At 33.1% G+C, this 16,333-nt stretch carries 16 protein-coding genes; 6 read left to right on the top strand and 10 right to left on the bottom strand.

Annotated elements, in window-relative coordinates; translation table 11 throughout:
* Positions 1–582 precede the first annotated feature (582 nt).
* Positions 583–1,716 carry a tyrosine-type recombinase/integrase gene (locus tag AWH49_RS15200; RefSeq protein ID WP_063966422.1) on the bottom strand — a complete coding sequence of 378 codons (1,134 nt, stop codon included), beginning with the start codon at positions 1,714–1,716 and terminating at the stop codon, positions 583–585.
* A gap of 375 nt (positions 1,717–2,091) precedes the next feature.
* Here AWH49_RS15200 and AWH49_RS15195 point away from each other — a divergent pair, with 375 nt between their 5' ends.
* Entirely contained in the window at positions 2,092–3,129 is a 1,038-nt protein-coding gene (locus tag AWH49_RS15195) for a helix-turn-helix domain-containing protein (RefSeq protein WP_063966421.1), read from the top strand.
* A gap of 225 nt (positions 3,130–3,354) precedes the next feature.
* On the opposite strand, the gene AWH49_RS15190 is transcribed toward AWH49_RS15195, so the two are convergent.
* Positions 3,355–3,804 carry a hypothetical protein gene (locus tag AWH49_RS15190; RefSeq protein ID WP_063966420.1) on the bottom strand — a complete coding sequence of 150 codons (450 nt, stop codon included), beginning with the start codon at positions 3,802–3,804 and terminating at the stop codon, positions 3,355–3,357.
* On the bottom strand, positions 3,797–4,627 hold the full coding sequence (locus AWH49_RS15185) for an AAA family ATPase (RefSeq protein WP_063966419.1): 831 nt from the start codon (positions 4,625–4,627) through the stop codon (positions 3,797–3,799). Before AWH49_RS15185 ends, AWH49_RS15190 begins: the two co-directional genes overlap by 8 nt.
* 934 nt (positions 4,628–5,561) lie before the next feature.
* On the opposite strand from AWH49_RS15185, the gene AWH49_RS15180 reads away from it, so the two are divergent.
* Entirely contained in the window at positions 5,562–6,554 is a 993-nt protein-coding gene (locus tag AWH49_RS15180; RefSeq protein ID WP_063966418.1) for a helix-turn-helix domain-containing protein, read from the top strand.
* Positions 6,555–7,212: 658 nt separating this feature from the next.
* Here the strand turns inward: AWH49_RS15180 and AWH49_RS15175 are convergent.
* On the bottom strand, positions 7,213–7,776 hold the full coding sequence (locus tag AWH49_RS15175) for a site-specific integrase (RefSeq protein WP_082862884.1): 564 nt from the start codon (positions 7,774–7,776) through the stop codon (positions 7,213–7,215).
* 93 nt (positions 7,777–7,869) lie between these two features.
* Here AWH49_RS15175 and AWH49_RS15170 point away from each other — a divergent pair, with 93 nt between their 5' ends.
* Together AWH49_RS15170 and AWH49_RS15160 are read left to right on the top strand one after the other, a co-directional pair.
* Positions 7,870–8,094, top strand: a complete 225-nt coding sequence (locus tag AWH49_RS15170) for a hypothetical protein (RefSeq protein ID WP_063966417.1) — start codon at positions 7,870–7,872, stop codon at positions 8,092–8,094.
* 809 nt (positions 8,095–8,903) lie between these two features.
* Positions 8,904–9,398, top strand: coding sequence for a ferritin-like domain-containing protein (locus AWH49_RS15160; RefSeq protein WP_063966415.1), 495 nt, complete (start codon positions 8,904–8,906; stop codon positions 9,396–9,398).
* A 14-nt stretch (positions 9,399–9,412) separates the two neighbouring features.
* On the opposite strand, the gene AWH49_RS15155 is transcribed toward AWH49_RS15160, so the two are convergent.
* A complete protein-coding gene (locus tag AWH49_RS15155) occupies positions 9,413–9,685 on the bottom strand; it encodes a hypothetical protein (protein WP_063966414.1) in 273 nt (90 codons plus the stop codon).
* A 455-nt stretch (positions 9,686–10,140) separates the two neighbouring features.
* Here AWH49_RS15155 and AWH49_RS20830 point away from each other — a divergent pair, with 455 nt between their 5' ends.
* Positions 10,141–10,707 carry a phospholipase A2 family protein gene (locus AWH49_RS20830; RefSeq protein WP_244886887.1) on the top strand — a complete coding sequence of 189 codons (567 nt, stop codon included), beginning with the start codon at positions 10,141–10,143 and terminating at the stop codon, positions 10,705–10,707.
* A gap of 383 nt (positions 10,708–11,090) precedes the next feature.
* Here the strand turns inward: AWH49_RS20830 and AWH49_RS15145 are convergent, their stop codons facing one another.
* The 3 genes from AWH49_RS15145 to AWH49_RS15125 all read right to left on the bottom strand — a co-directional run bounded on the left by AWH49_RS15145 (position 11,091) and on the right by AWH49_RS15125 (position 13,121).
* Complete coding sequence (locus tag AWH49_RS15145; RefSeq protein ID WP_063966413.1) at positions 11,091–11,525, bottom strand: hypothetical protein; 435 nt, start codon at positions 11,523–11,525, stop codon at positions 11,091–11,093.
* 852 nt (positions 11,526–12,377) lie between these two features.
* A complete protein-coding gene (locus tag AWH49_RS15130) occupies positions 12,378–12,851 on the bottom strand; it encodes a hypothetical protein (RefSeq protein WP_063966410.1) in 474 nt (157 codons plus the stop codon).
* Positions 12,852–12,890: 39 nt separating this feature from the next.
* A complete protein-coding gene (locus AWH49_RS15125) occupies positions 12,891–13,121 on the bottom strand; it encodes a hypothetical protein (protein ID WP_063966409.1) in 231 nt (76 codons plus the stop codon).
* Between the two features lie 652 nt (positions 13,122–13,773).
* Here AWH49_RS15125 and AWH49_RS15115 point away from each other — a divergent pair.
* Entirely contained in the window at positions 13,774–14,007 is a 234-nt protein-coding gene (locus tag AWH49_RS15115; protein WP_063966407.1) for a hypothetical protein, read from the top strand.
* 89 nt (positions 14,008–14,096) lie between these two features.
* On the opposite strand, the gene AWH49_RS15110 is transcribed toward AWH49_RS15115, so the two are convergent.
* Together AWH49_RS15110 and AWH49_RS15105 are read right to left on the bottom strand one after the other, a co-directional pair.
* Positions 14,097–14,534, bottom strand: coding sequence for a DUF3997 domain-containing protein (locus AWH49_RS15110; protein WP_063966406.1), 438 nt, complete (start codon positions 14,532–14,534; stop codon positions 14,097–14,099).
* A 287-nt stretch (positions 14,535–14,821) separates the two neighbouring features.
* Positions 14,822–15,784: a LacI family DNA-binding transcriptional regulator gene (locus AWH49_RS15105; protein WP_063966405.1), complete on the bottom strand. Its 963-nt coding sequence runs from the start codon at positions 15,782–15,784 to the stop codon at positions 14,822–14,824.
* Positions 15,785–16,333 lie beyond the last annotated feature (549 nt).

The raw sequence follows: 16,333 nt of genomic DNA, 5'->3' as shown, positions 1-16,333 counted from the left end.
TTGGCGTTTATTTTGTTCAGTTTTCAAAGATCAATTTCAATCGCTGTTATCAACGACAGCTAAGTAATCATACCATTTAACATTTCAAAAGTCAATAGTATTTTTCGTTAATTACTATTCCCCAAAAGTATCTATTCGGAAGAAAATTTTCTTCTATTATATTAAAGTCGCTATAATGTAGTAGCGGACAATCAATATAACATCTTTTAAGACTCTAGGTCAATAATATTTGATAAAAGTATTATTTACCAATAATCTTTATTCGTTTCAAGAGAAAATTTCTTGGAATTCACTTAAATAAGCAACGTTTATTACTATATCATGCATTTAAATAAATAGTCAATAAAAATTTAAAGTCATTTAATTCGCTTACCATATAAATCACTTGTCATTCTAACTTCATAAAATTAATGACTAATCCATCATCAGAAAGAATGGGCATTATACCTCTTATAAAATGATTCCCCAAAAATATACATGTATAAACCTAGAGTAAAGGGAAATCTATAAAAGCTCTCTTATTTCTCTTAATCAAGCATTTGCCTGTCTGGCAAATGCTCCTTTTTTAACGTGTTTCTTCTATTATATATATTTCCCTAATGTGCCATCATCCCATTTATGAATCGCATGTTGTTCTCTGTCCATTATACGCTGTAAATAAATCATCGTCGTGTTAATATTTTCATGCCCCAACGCCTTCATAATCGCAAAAATATCCACTTTATTGAGATACGAAATAATGGCAAAGCTATGTCGAAATACGTGTGCGGTGATTCTTGTCTGTCGTGCATGCACAAATGGAAGTTCCACTTTTTTAAATACTCTTTGTAAATAATGTGCCAAGCCATCCGGTGAAAACGCCCGACCTGTACTTGTCAGAAACAGTGGCTCATCACTTATATTCGGAAATTTTTCCGGAATAAAGCGGGCTTCGCGATAAAGGATAATGCTGTCCATTACTTTTGGTTTGAGCGGAATCTCACGTACTTTGTTCCCTTTCCCTGTCACTTTTAAATAGTAATTTCCGAGTATGCTATCATATTTCACATCAGATAGTTTTAATTTGCAAAGTTCTTCATTCCTCATACCGGTTGCGACCAGAACATGAATAATCGAAAAGACAATATACTGCCGGCGCTCATCAAAATAATCGAGCAGCTGTATCACTTCACCTGGTCCGAGGTCGCGATTGGGCCGGTCATCTGTCCTTACTGTTGCCGCCAATAGTCCTTCGTGGATCGGCTTTTCAATGTAGCCGCTCCGATGCAGAAACATGAAAAAGCTTTTCCAAATCACCGTTTTACGATTCAGCGTGGCAACTGAATACCGGCCGCGCTTTTTCACGTGAGGACTCTCTTCCGCCACCCACCTTTGATACCGGCGCATGTGCCGTTCCCCCATGCTTTTAAATAATGATCCTTCGACAATATCAAAGTCCAAATTAATTTCACCCGAATATTCCAGTAGCTGTCGTACCATCATGCGCAGCTCTTTTTCATATTCCATAATCGTACGCACGGATCGATTAGCCAATTCGTTTAAATTTGTATCCCGATACAAATAGTAATGAAGCATTTCTTTGTCATTAAAGTAAACAAAAATAGGCTTCCCTTCTTTTTCAGCCTGATCTTTTTTTTCATAGAGATCTAACAAGACTTGCTGCGGATTTTTCGAAAAAAATAATGATAATTCGTTTTCACTTATTAATTCGCCCAAGTTTATTCTCTCCTTTTAAACACATTTAATTATTTAAAATAGATGTACTTATTATAACTTTTTCTTTATATGATAAAAGTTAAATTTTGTTAGATCTTTTAAATAAAATGATTTTTTAATTTTAATAATAAATATTAACTTCAAAAAATCATTGCTTTGTTGATTTATTTGTACTATTTAATTTTTAAATCATTTTTATATTAATAATTATTACTTTAATGATTTCTTTTTGTTATATAATAGAATATGTACTATAATACAGATGAAATAAATATTCATTATTTTTATTTTTAAAATTACCCTCGCTTAAAAAAGCATAATAAAAAGACATTGTGTAAAATATTAGATATCAATCAACAGAAAGGAATACTGAAGATGAATAAGCCAGATTACTACACAACAAAAGAAACGGCCGCTATTTTAGATAAAGCGACCGCGACCATTCATAAATATATCCGCGACGGAAAATTGACACCTATTGAAGACCATTGGGGTGGACATCGTGGCAAACTGTTTAAAAAAGAAGCAGTTGAGAAGTTAAAAGAAGAACTAGCGGATGATATGCCCGGAATGACGATGAGTGAATCAGCTGACTATCTAAAGATCACACGATCTATTTTGCAATCATATTTAGATGAACAGCTAATTCCCTTTCAAAAACAAACATGGAGAAATAAAAGTGTAACCTTTATCCAACGATTGGATCTCGATACTTTTAAAACAGCATATCGGGACCGACTATTAGATGACCGACTGAAACAGCGCACATTTTATGATCGGAAAAACAAACAGGCTTTTTATCAGCGCTTTTCATCTCCTTCTATTAATGAAGCACGTCTAATCCGCTATGATTCAGGCAAATGGGGCTTTTTTATTCCTTTGACAGGACTGGAGATAGGATACGAGGAAGGTATTTTTAAACATGAGTTAACCTCGGATTATGAGGTTTCATTCGGAAAACGAACAGGCACACCTGGATACGCAAAAATAAGCCTACCGCTACACTATTCTCTCACTAGAAAATTCATCGATGTTCTATACAAACAATGCGCTATTTCTAACCTCTATATGGAGATTCACGAGGATAAGCAAAAGCTCACTATTTATATGAAAGACGCTGTTTTAACAGATACAGAATCAGCAGAATCAATCGGCCATCTTCTTGAAAATAACATAGAAGATGGGTATATAACCGCAAATCATCAGCACATCAGAATTGAATCCAGCGAAAAAAACTTATCCATTCACCTTCCTTACGAAATTAAAAAGAAGATTAAAGAACTAGCGGATGAGCAAGGTACAAGTATGCAGGTAATCAGCAGCCAGATTATTGAAAATTATTTTTCACAACAAAACAAAGAAGAAATAGTTACCGTTCCATCAGAAAATGCTGGACAGAATTATTCATTATAAAAAACTCGACAACGTTGATTTAATTGTAGCAAATTATAGAGCCCTGGCCACTTATCTATTCACAAATAAAAAATCAACCTATCAGGAGGCTTATATAATGTTATTTTACAAATGTCGTATGGTTCTCCTACTCAAATCCCTGTGTCCTAACAAAACTGTAAAACAATAAAACTCCCGTCATCAACATTCAGACGACGGGAGATCCTTCTTATTTTCACCCTTACATTAAGTTTTGATCAAAAATTCACTCATATATTCAAACTGCTTTTTTTGGCGTTCAGTTAACTTATCAGCGACATAATTTTTTATTAATTCATCTAGAATAGCGTACGTCTTCGTTTCATCCATAAACTTTCCTAATACATTTATTTTTATATGCAATTCTGCAGGAACTTTAATAGATTTCACAGCATTATTTTTTCCTACAACTGCTCTTTTTACTACTTTTTTCTCAATGGACGTCGCATCCATATTTTTAATTTCTTTTGGCTGTTTACCTGGAACTGCAATGTCAGCTGTTTTTAGTTTCACCTCCTGCTCTTTTGAAGAGGGTTCCTGATACTTAAATGGATCTTTCGTTTGATTAAATTGGATAGGCTCTGGTCTTGGTATTCCGTTTTGCTTTTTATTCTTGGTTTTAATTAAAGGACCTTTAATATTTTCGCTATTACTCACCTGCTGCCGCCTCCTCTTCATAATGCTTCATATTTTCAAGTCGTTCGATGTTTTTCAACATTTCCTCCACTACTTTAATAAAGGTCTGGTGGGCTCTCTTATCATGCTGATCTTGATTTGCAATGCCCGTTATATCCCATGCTTTTAAACGTTCAAGATGCTTTACGTAATTCTCATATACATTATCTTCACCGAATATTTCTTGCGCTCTCATAACTGTAGACTGATCTACGCGACCTCCTGCCCGCAACAACACTGGCAGAACACCGACTACTTGAATATCCGCATCGTATTCATCTGCCATAAATTGCAGATAAGATACATATGTTTCTGCTCCTTCAAGAGATAACTCTTGTGCCTGAAGGATAATCAAAACGTAATCAGCTGCCATCATTGCATTATCCGAATAGTCACTAATCGTTGGAGGTACATCAATAAAAATGTAATCATATTTATTTTTTATTGGCTCCAACAGTTTTTTCAAATATGTAATTTGATCAATGTCTTTTTTAAATTTAGAATATAAGAATTTAGGCAAGTTTTTAAAAGTCACATGGGCTGGAATCAAATCTAAATTCTCATGCATTTTCACTATTGTGTTCGATAAATCTCCATTCTTGAATCCTTCAAATATGGTAGCATTTATGTCTCCTATACCAGAGGATCGAGCCACAATGGTAGTCGCGTTAGCTTGGGGATCCATATCGATTAAAAGGACCTTTTTGTTAAATTCATAAGCAAGTTCCCATGAAGCCATGACAGCAACTTTTGTTTTACCTACGCCACCTTTAAAGTTTCCAACTACAATTGTTTTAGCAGCCATCTCGTTTCTCCTCTTTATACGTATTTTCAAACACATTTCTACCTAACAATTTTCCACTTTTGTATATTTCAGATTTTAACATAAGTAGAACTATGTTTAAATCATTACTTGTAATGGTTTTTAAGCCTTTTTTATAAATACAGCCTTAAATATACCCATTTTGAATTTGTAACATAAATGTAATATTCGAGGTGTTTTGAATAAACTTTCTCGCACAGGTGGAAATTTCTACTTTTGTTATAATTTAATGCCTCTTAAACGTTGATATTAAAGGTTTTTTCTATTCGGTTTTAAGCCAACTTTCTCGCACAGGTGGAAATTTCTACTTTTCCACTTCTGTTAAGATAGCCAACTTTCTCGCACAGGTGGAAATTTCTACTTTTCCACTTCTGTTAAATTGACCAACTTTCTCGCATAGGTGGAAATTTCTACTTTTCCACTTCTGTTAAATTGACCAACTTTCTCGCATAGGTGGAAATTTCTACTTTTGTTAATATTAGATCCTCTTTTTCCCTCTTTAAAGCGTTTTACAAGATAAAAAAATTGTTGTATGGTTGGTAACAGAAATAAAAAAAAGCTGTTCCGCAACTTTAAGATAGTCGCTGGGAACAGCCTATAAATACTATATAGTTAAAAAATTCAATGCTTCTCTATAAAAAATCATTCAATTACCATTAAATTACAAAAAACAAAATAGAAAAGGCAAAAGCGCGTTAAACAGGTGTTGGTCGCACCCGTTTAACCGTCCACCGTGAAGTCGCCACGGTAAACACCTGCTTTCACCAAAATAGTTGTTTATGTCTGTATTATAGGACAAATAAACAGTTTATTCAATGGGGAAGTATATCCTTTTTGAAAGCAATTAAAAAGGCGTGTTTACCGTAACCACCGGTAAATACGTCTTTTTTTGTTGTTTTAAAAGGAGAGAAACTGTATGTCTGGATATAAAATTTTGTCCCATAATGAATTTCAAAAGTTACAATATCAGAAACCTTACGCAGTCAATCATGCGCAGCAACAAGAAATAAAACTAACACTCTTAAACCCGATCATAGCGGCTTACGGTGATAAATTTTATCGTTTAAAAAAAGGGACCCAACAATCCATTGAAATGATCTGCTGGTTCAGTGCTGAAAAAGGATTCTGCTTTGCAAGTGATGATTATTTTGCGAAACGTTTTAATGTTACAGATAAAACGATCCGTAATATCTTTAAACAGCTTCGCGATTATGGTCTCGTTTACACAGTATACCGCCGCTCATCTACTCAAAACGGGCTTGGAGCACCTATTCATCTATTTATAAAACATCCGTATTTTAAACAATGGACAGAGCTTCTTCAATTGACCGATTTCCAACCTAATTTCCAACCTGAAAATACGAAAATCCCTTATAAAAGTAAGGATGATAAGCTAGAAAAAGATTCTACCAAGTATTTATCTTTTAATAAAAAGATTTTAAAGATCTTACGTAAGAACACCCGTCTAGATGAAACATTTACACCTAAAAATGTTCCAAAAAGATTCATTGAAGCAGTAATACCTTTTATTTCGGAAGCAAAAGAGATTTATAAGCTTTGGAAAAAAGCCTTAATGACGTATGAACAATCCAACCTTGCTGACCCAATTGAATTTTACGTGGATATTACGATAGATGCATTCAAACAGACTGTATTTGCCCATAAACAGAAAAAAATCAAAAAAGACTTCAATGGCTATTTTTATGGAACACTTATGAATATGTTTACTTATCAAAAAAGGAAAGAATCTTTAATTAGTCATCCTTATTTTTATAATTGGCTCGAGAATAAGGAAATTGAAGCTATCAAGCAAGAAGATAGTGCTGAAAACTGGCAACTTGAAGTGGCAGCATTAGTAGCAAAAGAGGAACTTTTATATCCATTTAAAAAAGAGGAAATTCCTTATTGAGTGTAATAGTTTGTGTATTGAATTTTGCATTATGTGCATAATTCAAATATATATATTTTTTGATGATTCTTGCAACTATTCAGTTCTTATATTGGCGATTTTTTCATAAATTCGAACCACTCTAACGAGTTATTTCTTTATCTTAGACAGCTTGTATTTCTACTTAATGAGTTCTTATTGTCTGGAAAAAATGCGCTTTGCTTGGCTAATTTCTCTTCCAGTGAACAAAATGGCTGCACGTTTTTGTTTACATTGCTATCTGACAAAATAGCAAAATATCTCAAGATTAAATCAATCCCAACAGCAGTGTTTATTTTGGCCAACATTTTACTTCCCGTTTCACAAACAGAGTGACAAAATAGTTACCTGCCGGGTTCCAATGGGCTGTAGCGGAAAAAATACACCCTTTCACGTTACAGATTTTTACAAAATGACTTATAGGCAGTTTCATTTTGCCTCCAACGATGGTTACCTTAGATAGTTGACTCTTCATTTCAATGCTTATTTATCATGTAGGACTGCATGTTATTTCGTTTCCTTTTGAACGGCGGTGCATCATTCTATTTCTTTTAAAAAAGTATTCAAACAAATCAGCCAGGTCCATTCTTTTTTAGCGGGGACAACCGTCTTTAGTTAATCCAACTTAAAGTTGAGATTTTCAAAGAGAAAATCCTTCTAACACTTCATCGATCATCTCATCATTAATGCTGATATAGCGAAGGGTAACAGATGGCACTGAATGGCCAAAGATCTGCTGCAATATGGCCACATCCTTTATCTGCTGATAAAAGTGATAACCAAACGTTTTTCGCATGGTGTGGGTGCCAATGGCTCCTTCAATCCCACATGCCCGTGCAGCCCCATTAATAATCCGCCAAGCCGTTTCACGGCCAATTGGACCTTTGCCTTTACGAGAAGGAAAAAGAAAGTCCAAATCGGCCATCTGGCGTGTGTATTTCTCGATTTCCTGTTTCAATGCGCCCGTCATACGAATTTTTCGGATTTTCCCTGTTTTTCTTTCTTTGATTCGTAGATGTTCGGTATTCCGGACGTCCATGACCCGGGGCGATACGATATCGCTAATCCGCAGCCTGGAATTGATGCCGAACGTAAAAAGAAAGTAATCCCGGTACGACCGGTGCAGCAGATATTCTTTCATCGCCCGGATCTGTTCCGGATCTCGAATCGGTTCCACACTGTTTTGTCCTTGTTTTGCTGCCACGAAAAAGCCCTCTTTAATATTTTCCTATATTTGATTAAATTCGGTTTTATTGCCTAAACCGTTCCCTTATACTCGTGAAAAGGAGAGGTTTTGATGAAAAAGCATATAATACTCATTTCTTTCTTAACAACACTGTTTGTTTTTTTAGCTGCATGCCAATCGAACGACCAGCAATCCACTGAAAAGCCAAACAATGAAACACCTAGAGCGATGTCTGTGGAAGAAAAAATGGACTATGGATTTGGTCCCAACTCTGTATTCGATTTTAAAAACAGAAAGTATATATATCACCAGGAAGAAGGGGCCTTCGCTCCGTAAAACAAATACAGTATGTTGCATTGAATATAACATAATGATTCAAAACATTTCATTCTATTCCCTTCTCGCCAACCAAAACAAGCGCCATCCCCTAAAACGAAAGGGATGGCGCTTGTTTTGATCGTTTATACCGAATGCAACATAATTAACATTATGTTGCATTTAATATAATAAAGGTTGAAGTAAAGGCATTTAGAGATATAGTTAATCTTTTATTTTCTCTACATTTTTATCTTGCACATATATGTTACTGCTTGATGAATATTCTACTATTCTAAAGTTCACTTATTAATTCTTCTTCCCAAAATATAATCTTTTTTTATACAACAAATGTTAAAATCACTGAAATCAAAATACTTTGTAACAAAATAATACCAAATGATTTAAAGTCAATTTTGTGATTATTTTTTTTCAATAAATAAGTTTGAGTTATGTAATTAATTACCAATACAATAAAAAGTGTAAATATAAAACCAAAAATAAAAGGCATTTTAAAAACCATCCTTTGATTCCTCCTAATTCTCTCGAAGAGATTTAAGACACTATATTGTATAGATTATCACAAAAAACCAAAAATGTTATTTTTTATAAAAAAGAAATCCTCAAGGAATTCAATGATTTTTTGAGGGTTTCTTGAGGATGCAACATAATTCCTATTATGTTGCATTCAGTAAGAAAACTTTCCGAATTTTTGTGTTAAAACACGAAAGCGTGATTCTCCTATGTATTCTTTTCTTGCACCAACTAATTAATCACCCTAATTTAAAGATGGAATATGCTATCTACGATATTAAATAAGGAGGACGCTAATGTATCAACAATACAATTACCCGTACGCAGGGTACATGCCTTATCAGGGGACAATGGTTCAAAAGCCGGATTATACTCAGCCTTGTCTGCAAACAGCCTTACAGCTTGTAATTGAATCTGTCCAAGGAGAAAGAGAAGATGAACTTTTTTATCAATATTTAATCTCTATTGCGCCAACTCAAGATGAGAAAGAAATCATTGCATCCATAAGAGATGATGAGAAAAAGCATAATCAAATGTTTAGAAATATTTACCGGGACTTTACAGGGCAAGAGATTGGTTCTTTAAACGAAGAGCAGTTTGAAAAACCAGCGAACTATATCGATGGGATAAAAAAAGCGTTATTTGGGGAGTTAAAGGCTGTAGAAAAGTATCGAAGAATCAAACAATGCCTACCCGAAGGCATATATCAACATATGCTATTTGAGATTATCACCGATGAGTTAAAGCATGCAACAAAGTATAATTATTTGTTTACTTTAAATAAAAAATAAAAATCTATTTCCATCTACTTTTGCAGTCGGTTTATTTGTCGTTGCATATACTCCATTTGCTTTCGCAATTGCTCTGTTTCTTGGCGCATCTGCATCATCTGCTGTTTCATTTTTTGGTCCTGGTTATTCCCCTTTTGCTGATTTGTTTGTTCTCGCTGAGCTTGTTCTCGTTCCGCCGTTAAACCAATCGTTGTCAGAATATCTCCTAAAGTAATTAATACCTGTCCAATGTATTGTAATTCAGCAGGATAATCGTCGTTTGTACTATCTCCGATTTTATTATTCAAGATAACCCCTCTTTTCTTTAATAATCCACTTTAGTTTATTCAAATTCCCTTTAAAACGTACATCAAACGATAATAGAGAGTCACTATATTTAAAACAAAAAAAGAGTAGCTTCGGCTACTCTCAGACCGTTGACAAGATGTACTAACGAGAGTGCATCTGAATTTTTTATGAACTTCTCTTAAAAGCTAACTCCAATACAACATAATTTATATTATGTTGCTTTGGAAACAATAGATATTTATTTACATACCTTATCCGACGATAATCCCACATCCTTTCCCCGCCACTAGTAATTTTGTTGATAAACCTAAACTGATATTCAGTATTAATCAGTAATTAATATCTATTTTTTTACCATAATTTTATTTTATTAGAAATTTATTTGTTAATTTTCATTTACTTTCCAGTTTGTTTTTGGGATAATTTACATTATTAAATCATTGAGGTGGATAACATGCTAAAAACGAAAAGAATCTTATTAGTACCTTTTGTCACATTATTGTTAATTGTATCATCTGTAACATCAGTTGCTTTTGCAGCAAATTCGAATAATATTGGAATTGCTAATAAAGAAGCTCATAAGTTTCAACAAATATTAAATCTTTATGTAAAAATGACTGATGAAGGTATTATAGAATTCGATGAAGAAAAAGCTATATCAGATGGGCGAAATAGCGAAATTATTGAGGCAGGGCGTATAGCAGAAGAAATTTCAATGCAACACAAATATTACAACAATGGTAAAAAGAATGGTAAAATACAAGCAAAGGTATCTTTTCAATACTATGGAAATTGGTGTGGACCTGGTTATGGAGGAGGAACACCGATAGATTCAATTGATCAAGCGTGTAAAACGCATGATTTATGTTATAAAAGTAAGGGTATGTATAAATGTAGTTGTGATGATACTCTTATTAATACCTTATCTGCAAATTGGGGGAAATATAATACAAAGCAAAAAACATATGCTAGTGGGGTAATTACCTATTTTTCATTAGCTAGTACTTTTTGCAATAAATAAGAATTGGTGATTTTTTTTGAAAAAAAAGATTTTAACAACTGTAAACATAGTTTGTCTATTTATAGCAACTTTGTCATTAATAATCCATTTAACCACATCAAAAGATGTTTATCACTACACCTTATTAATTGGATCAATTGGTGCTTTATCTAGTTTATTTAATAAACAATGGTTGCTAGCTTTATTAAACTGTCTATTGGCAATTAGTTTGTTTTTACTTTGGTTTATTAGTGATATGATAAATAGAATATTTTAAGCTGCTGGTTTAAGCATTAACTTATTATCCGCAGAAAAAAACGCCCTGGATCTTTAAAATCCGGGGCTTTTCCAATGCAACATAATTGCTATTATGTTGCTTTTGTTTTTAAAAACTATGGAACATTTTAGGTTAACAAAAATTCGTCTTCTACTTTTTTAAAATCGTTCCATAAATCATTTTCACTCACAACGTACTTCTCTTTTTTTAATCGTCTTATCATAAGATCTAAAGCGTTTTTAAAATGAAGAACAAGGTATCCTCTGATATTCTTCGGTTCAACATTTTCCCATTTAGATCTCGGCATTCCTATATCAACTGTAATATATCGATATTTTTTACTTAACCTTAATTTTTCGCACCCTTCAAACTCCCAGTACCAACCATCGCCGTCCACGCGAAGGATTGGTGCAAATTCATCTACTTCTCTACAATAACTGTTATCGCAGTACTTTTCTAAAAGGATTCTTAACTTGATAAGATGTGGTTGAACGGCTCTCGCAGCATTTTCGTCTCCCATTTGTGAACCGAAAGTGATATAAGTCGTGTTATCTTTTTCCAATTCCTCCACCTCATCTTTCAAGATATATCTACTTTTTCTGTATATAACATAATAGGCATTATGTTACGTTAAGATTATCAAATGTTTGTGACTACTGAGTAAAAAAGAAATAAAAATAAAGCTACTGCAATAGCTATTTTCGAGACTTTCATTAGTTGTTTATTTTCAAACGTTTTATTTAAAAAATAAAAAAAGCCCACAACCCAGACTCCATGCTGAAAGAAAGTAATCAATATATTTCTGACCATATTTGTATAAAAGTATAAATCCGACTCCATAGGAAATTCTCCTTTTTCCACTTTTTAACTCTGATATTAACATTAAAAACCAAAAGTATGTAACTGTATTTGTGATTATCTCTTTTTAAAAGAAACAGCCCAAAGAATTTATTGATTCTTTGGGCTGTTTTTCGTTAATGCAATAAAATAGACATTATGTTGCAGTTGTTATTAAACAATAGAGCTTTACAAATGTAGATAGTGTAGTTGTTAATGGTTTATAATGGTAAATAATGAAACTTTTTTGATTTTTCAGTAGAAGAGGTGATCTCTTGCATAGAAAAAAATATTGGACTCTGTTTCCACTACTTTTACTAGCCTTGTTATATCTATATTTTAATTATCCTGAAAGAATAGATATTGGATTTTTGGTAGTTTCCTTATTCTGGATCTCTTATTACGTATGGATCTTTGTTGAGAAGAAGCTGAAACAAAAAAAGGACAGTAGGTCAAAAACCCCCTAGCTTAGGGGGTTTTTAGTTAATGCAACAAAATTTGTTTTATGTTGCTTTGGTTCAGTGATGTTGATTTTTTCATTTAATATTTAATTTATTATCGCTTAACTTTCAATAAATCACCTAACTAACACATATATCACAACAATAGTCACTATCGGAGATAAAGCCAATATTTTTTTGAGAGCTACAGAATCTACGAATGTTTTAATAAAATAAAAAAGGATTGAGCCCACGGTAGTGAGAACAGTCGCAGTTTTTAAAAAGTATGAGAATTCATCAAAATGGAGATAAAATAAAGATAAGCTGACGCCTACTACTATCCCTACAAGAAGATAAAAAACTACTCCTACTCTTTTTTTATGCTTAAATGAAATAGCTTTAAATAAAAGAATCTCAAGGAAATAAGTGAACATACATATCAAAGTCACTAAGGCAAATACAACAACCGTGCTGACTACATAACCATACAAACTGTGTCCAGTATCAATCAAATCATCGGTTTCAAACCCTCCCAGGAAAAATGCCTGTGCATAGATCAATGCAAAAACTAATGTAGCCCCAAGTGCTGAAGATAAATCTAAAGATCTCATCGTTTTTCACCTATTTAAATTTTCATTTTAGACGTTTGGCTACCATTCTATATACATGTAAATTTCCGGAAGATTCTTTCCATCGATCTTTCCTTTTTCAAAAAGAGCTTCTGAGGTATCAAATTCTTGCGTCATTGAATCTTTAGAGCGCGTCAGATAATATCCATCTGTATTTAGGCTTATCCAATACTCCTCTTCCTTATAATCAAAGCTAAATTCTTCTCCCCAACCTACTCGCTCTTGGAGTTCCACAAATTCATTCCAAGTCATTTCCCCACCTCATCCCAATAAAACATACTTACATTTATATTGCATTCTTTTTTTCAATCTTGATAATGCCAAGTAGATATCAATGTATGTAATTTTAGATTGTTCTTAAGGTTCTTGAAATCCAAAGAGACCAATCCAAGACAAGCACAAAAACAACAAAAGAAGAAAATTAATGATTAGCAGTCCCCATCTTAATCGCGGATCTCCCTTTTTTATAAAGATGGGTAAAAACACTCCAATCAGTGTAATTAAAATACTGTTGCTAAGAAAAGCAATTGAAACACCATCAGGCCTTGTAGTCCATACATAAATAGCAAGTATCAAGGAATATGCTGCTATTAATAAAGGCAGAAAAATCATTTGAATTCTCCTCATTTGAAGTTTGCACGTAAACTTTTTCTATAATTGCATTTCACTATTTACGTTAACACAAAAATACATAATAGTTAAATTAATCTATATAACCCACCAAGCAAGATTTTCTTCATTAAGTAAAAACCGCCCAAAGAATTTACTGGTTCTTTGGGCGGTTTTTGCTTAATACAACATAATTCCTATTATGTTGCATTTCTTTTTTGTATACTATTTCCGTTTTTTACCTAAAAAAACTAAAATATGGTATCGTTAAAATTAAGAAAAGGAGGCGATTTTGATGGAATACGCTTTTCCAATCTTATTTTTCGCTGGCGTTATATTTATGGTTTATCGAACGGTTAAAACAAACAATTTGCCAAGTAATAATTTTACTCCTTTTGATGATATTGTTGAAGGTAAAAAAGGAAATGAATATAGTCATTTCAAGCATTCTGATAGCAAACAGATATTTGACGACGAGGAAGAAGAAAAAAGGAGACAGAACTATTTAGTTTTGTCTCCTTTCAGCTGAATAGAACATAATTTCTATTATGTTGCATTCATCCTTGGATTTTCTACGAGACTTTCTTAAAATCAAGCAACTGTTAGTTCAAAAAGCAATTATCTTATATCATTTATTTCTTTTAAAACAACATTTTTAGATATTTTTAATTCAGCCTTTTTTTCCATAAAACTGTCGTCATCTAAAGGTCCAGTTACTTTGCCTGTCTTAATTTCTAATATCCAAAAATGGACGTTTTCTTTATCAGGAATTTGATAGCCATTACTACTATCATCGTCCTCTTTCAAACCAAGTTGCTTTGCAATAATATAATTATCATCCCAAGCAACTTCAGTAACTTTCGTAGGAATAACGTCGCTTCCCCAACTAGTATCACTGGTTTTTGGTGCAATTTTTACTTGATGGGCTGATGTTCTTATAACAGAATAACCTCCAGGGAGGTCTATATCGTAGTCAGCTGGGCCTGGACAACCTGTTAGTAGGAATAGTGATATTAAAGCCAGTAGTAAATAATTAAACAATTGCTTTTTTTTCATTAAAATCCTCCATTCTCAAAAAAAACCATTCTCGATTCACTTTTAGTATATCCTTTGTTCGAATAACTTTCTCGACTAACCTGCTTCGTTAGCTGAAGAACAACGACTATAAAAAACATCCCTTGAAACAAGAAAGATCTACATAGGAAAAAGTATGAGTAGCAAAAAAAACGCCCCAGATCTTTAGAATCTGGGGTGTTTCCAATACAACATAGTTGCTATTATGTTGCATTCTAAATCAAATCTTATTTTTCATCTTCTAATTCCTCGCCTTTATACAAAAATATCTATACCGTTAGTCGTTCAATTAATTTAACTGCTATCTCTTCTTGAGAAATAGTTGTATTGTCAATTGCTTGAAGAAATAGTTTTCTCCCGACTTCAACTAAGGGTATTTCAAGAGTAGTAATATTCATAATTTTTGCTATTGGCTGATTATCAAATCCCATTAATGCAAGCTCATTTGGTATTGAAATATTTTGTTTTTTACAGCAGGTTAGAATTCCAGCAGCTACTTGGTCACTAGAAACTAATAGTGCTGAAGGTGGATTCCTCATATTTTTTAAATGTTGTACGACCCATTCCCCGTCTTCAAAATTGAAACACTCATAGAAAATATAATTTGAATCGAACGGGTGATTGAATTTCACAAGAAAATCTCTGTAAGCTGTTTCTCTTTTTTCGCTATTGGTTCCTGTTCTTCTTCCTAGGCTATAACCAATTTTTTGATGACCTTTATTATATAAATACTCTAAAGCTTTAGAGAAACTTTTGTAATGGTCGATAAACGTGGAAGATACATTTGTACCTCTTGTATCCTCACATAGAATGATTGGGCCATAAGACGCGTAATCATCTATAATATCCCACCCGCAAATTCTGGAACATATGATTAAAGCATCTATTTGTTTATGTTTTAACATAGTTAAAGCTTCAATCTCTCTGTTTTCTTCGTAATTAGTTTGGAACAGAACTAACTTATAATTGTTCTGCAAGGCTTCATTCGCTATACCTTCGACTAACAAACCAAAATAAGGATGATTTGAGAAAGGGACAACAACACCTATAAGGAATGTTTTTCCTGTACTTAAATGAACGGCATTTATATTCCGTTGATAATTAACTATCTTAATTGCTCGCCGAACAGCCTCCTTTTTTTCAGCACTTACATAAGGGTGATTATTTATTACACGGGAGACCGTTGTTACTGATACTCCTGCCATCATCGCGATATCTTTAATATTTGCCATATACTCACCTTTTCAATAAAACTTTTTCTTGCTCTGAAACGCGTTCCATAATTTAAGCTTAGCGTGCAGATAAAGGGGGGAATATTACATGGTTATACTGGTGGGTATCATGTGCTTAGTTTTTTTGTGTAGTTCTGTGATTACTTTGTCATCATTCACTATTTCGATGCAGCAAAAAAAGAAAGTTTTAAAAAAGAATAAAGACCCCTACAGCTTTTTATTCGATGTCTACGATGAATAATAAACATGGTATATATCACCAATGTTTTTCCATCCTTACTTCATAAAGTGTAGTGGTTTTTATTAGCTTGTTCAACCAAGAGAAGTTAACATAAGTGAAAGTATAAGCAACAAAAAAAACGCCCCGGATTCTAAGGATCTGGGGCGTTTAAATGCAACATAATTATATTTATTTTTTATGTCTTCTGTACAAACATTTAATATCCTTTTTTATTACTTATTTTTTATTAACTATTATTTTTTATTGAAAAAATCCTTTTAAAATAGGAGAGCGTAAAATATCTTGTGTAAATGAATAAACAGAAAAAG

It is taken from the genome of Domibacillus aminovorans (genome assembly GCF_001643235.1).
GTDB classification, from domain to species: Bacteria; Bacillota; Bacilli; order Bacillales; family Domibacillaceae; genus Domibacillus; species Domibacillus aminovorans.
Note: the sequence above shows the minus strand (reverse complement) of the source record. Positions and strands in the feature narration are given on the sequence as shown.

Coding starts and splice junctions, on each gene's coding strand:
- AWH49_RS15195 (WP_063966421.1), top strand. CDS start 2,092: ATGAATAAGCCAGATTACTACACAACAAAAGAAACGGCCGCTATTTTA.
- AWH49_RS15185 (WP_063966419.1), bottom strand. CDS start 4,627: ATGGCTGCTAAAACAATTGTAGTTGGAAACTTTAAAGGTGGCGTAGGT.
- AWH49_RS15180 (WP_063966418.1), top strand. CDS start 5,562: ATGTCTGGATATAAAATTTTGTCCCATAATGAATTTCAAAAGTTACAA.
- AWH49_RS15170 (WP_063966417.1), top strand. CDS start 7,870: ATGAAAAAGCATATAATACTCATTTCTTTCTTAACAACACTGTTTGTT.
- AWH49_RS15160 (WP_063966415.1), top strand. CDS start 8,904: ATGTATCAACAATACAATTACCCGTACGCAGGGTACATGCCTTATCAG.
- AWH49_RS20830 (WP_244886887.1), top strand. CDS start 10,141: ATGCTAAAAACGAAAAGAATCTTATTAGTACCTTTTGTCACATTATTG.
- AWH49_RS15130 (WP_063966410.1), bottom strand. CDS start 12,851: ATGAGATCTTTAGATTTATCTTCAGCACTTGGGGCTACATTAGTTTTT.
- AWH49_RS15125 (WP_063966409.1), bottom strand. CDS start 13,121: ATGACTTGGAATGAATTTGTGGAACTCCAAGAGCGAGTAGGTTGGGGA.
- AWH49_RS15115 (WP_063966407.1), top strand. CDS start 13,774: ATGGAATACGCTTTTCCAATCTTATTTTTCGCTGGCGTTATATTTATG.
- AWH49_RS15110 (WP_063966406.1), bottom strand. CDS start 14,534: ATGAAAAAAAAGCAATTGTTTAATTATTTACTACTGGCTTTAATATCA.
- AWH49_RS15105 (WP_063966405.1), bottom strand. CDS start 15,784: ATGGCAAATATTAAAGATATCGCGATGATGGCAGGAGTATCAGTAACA.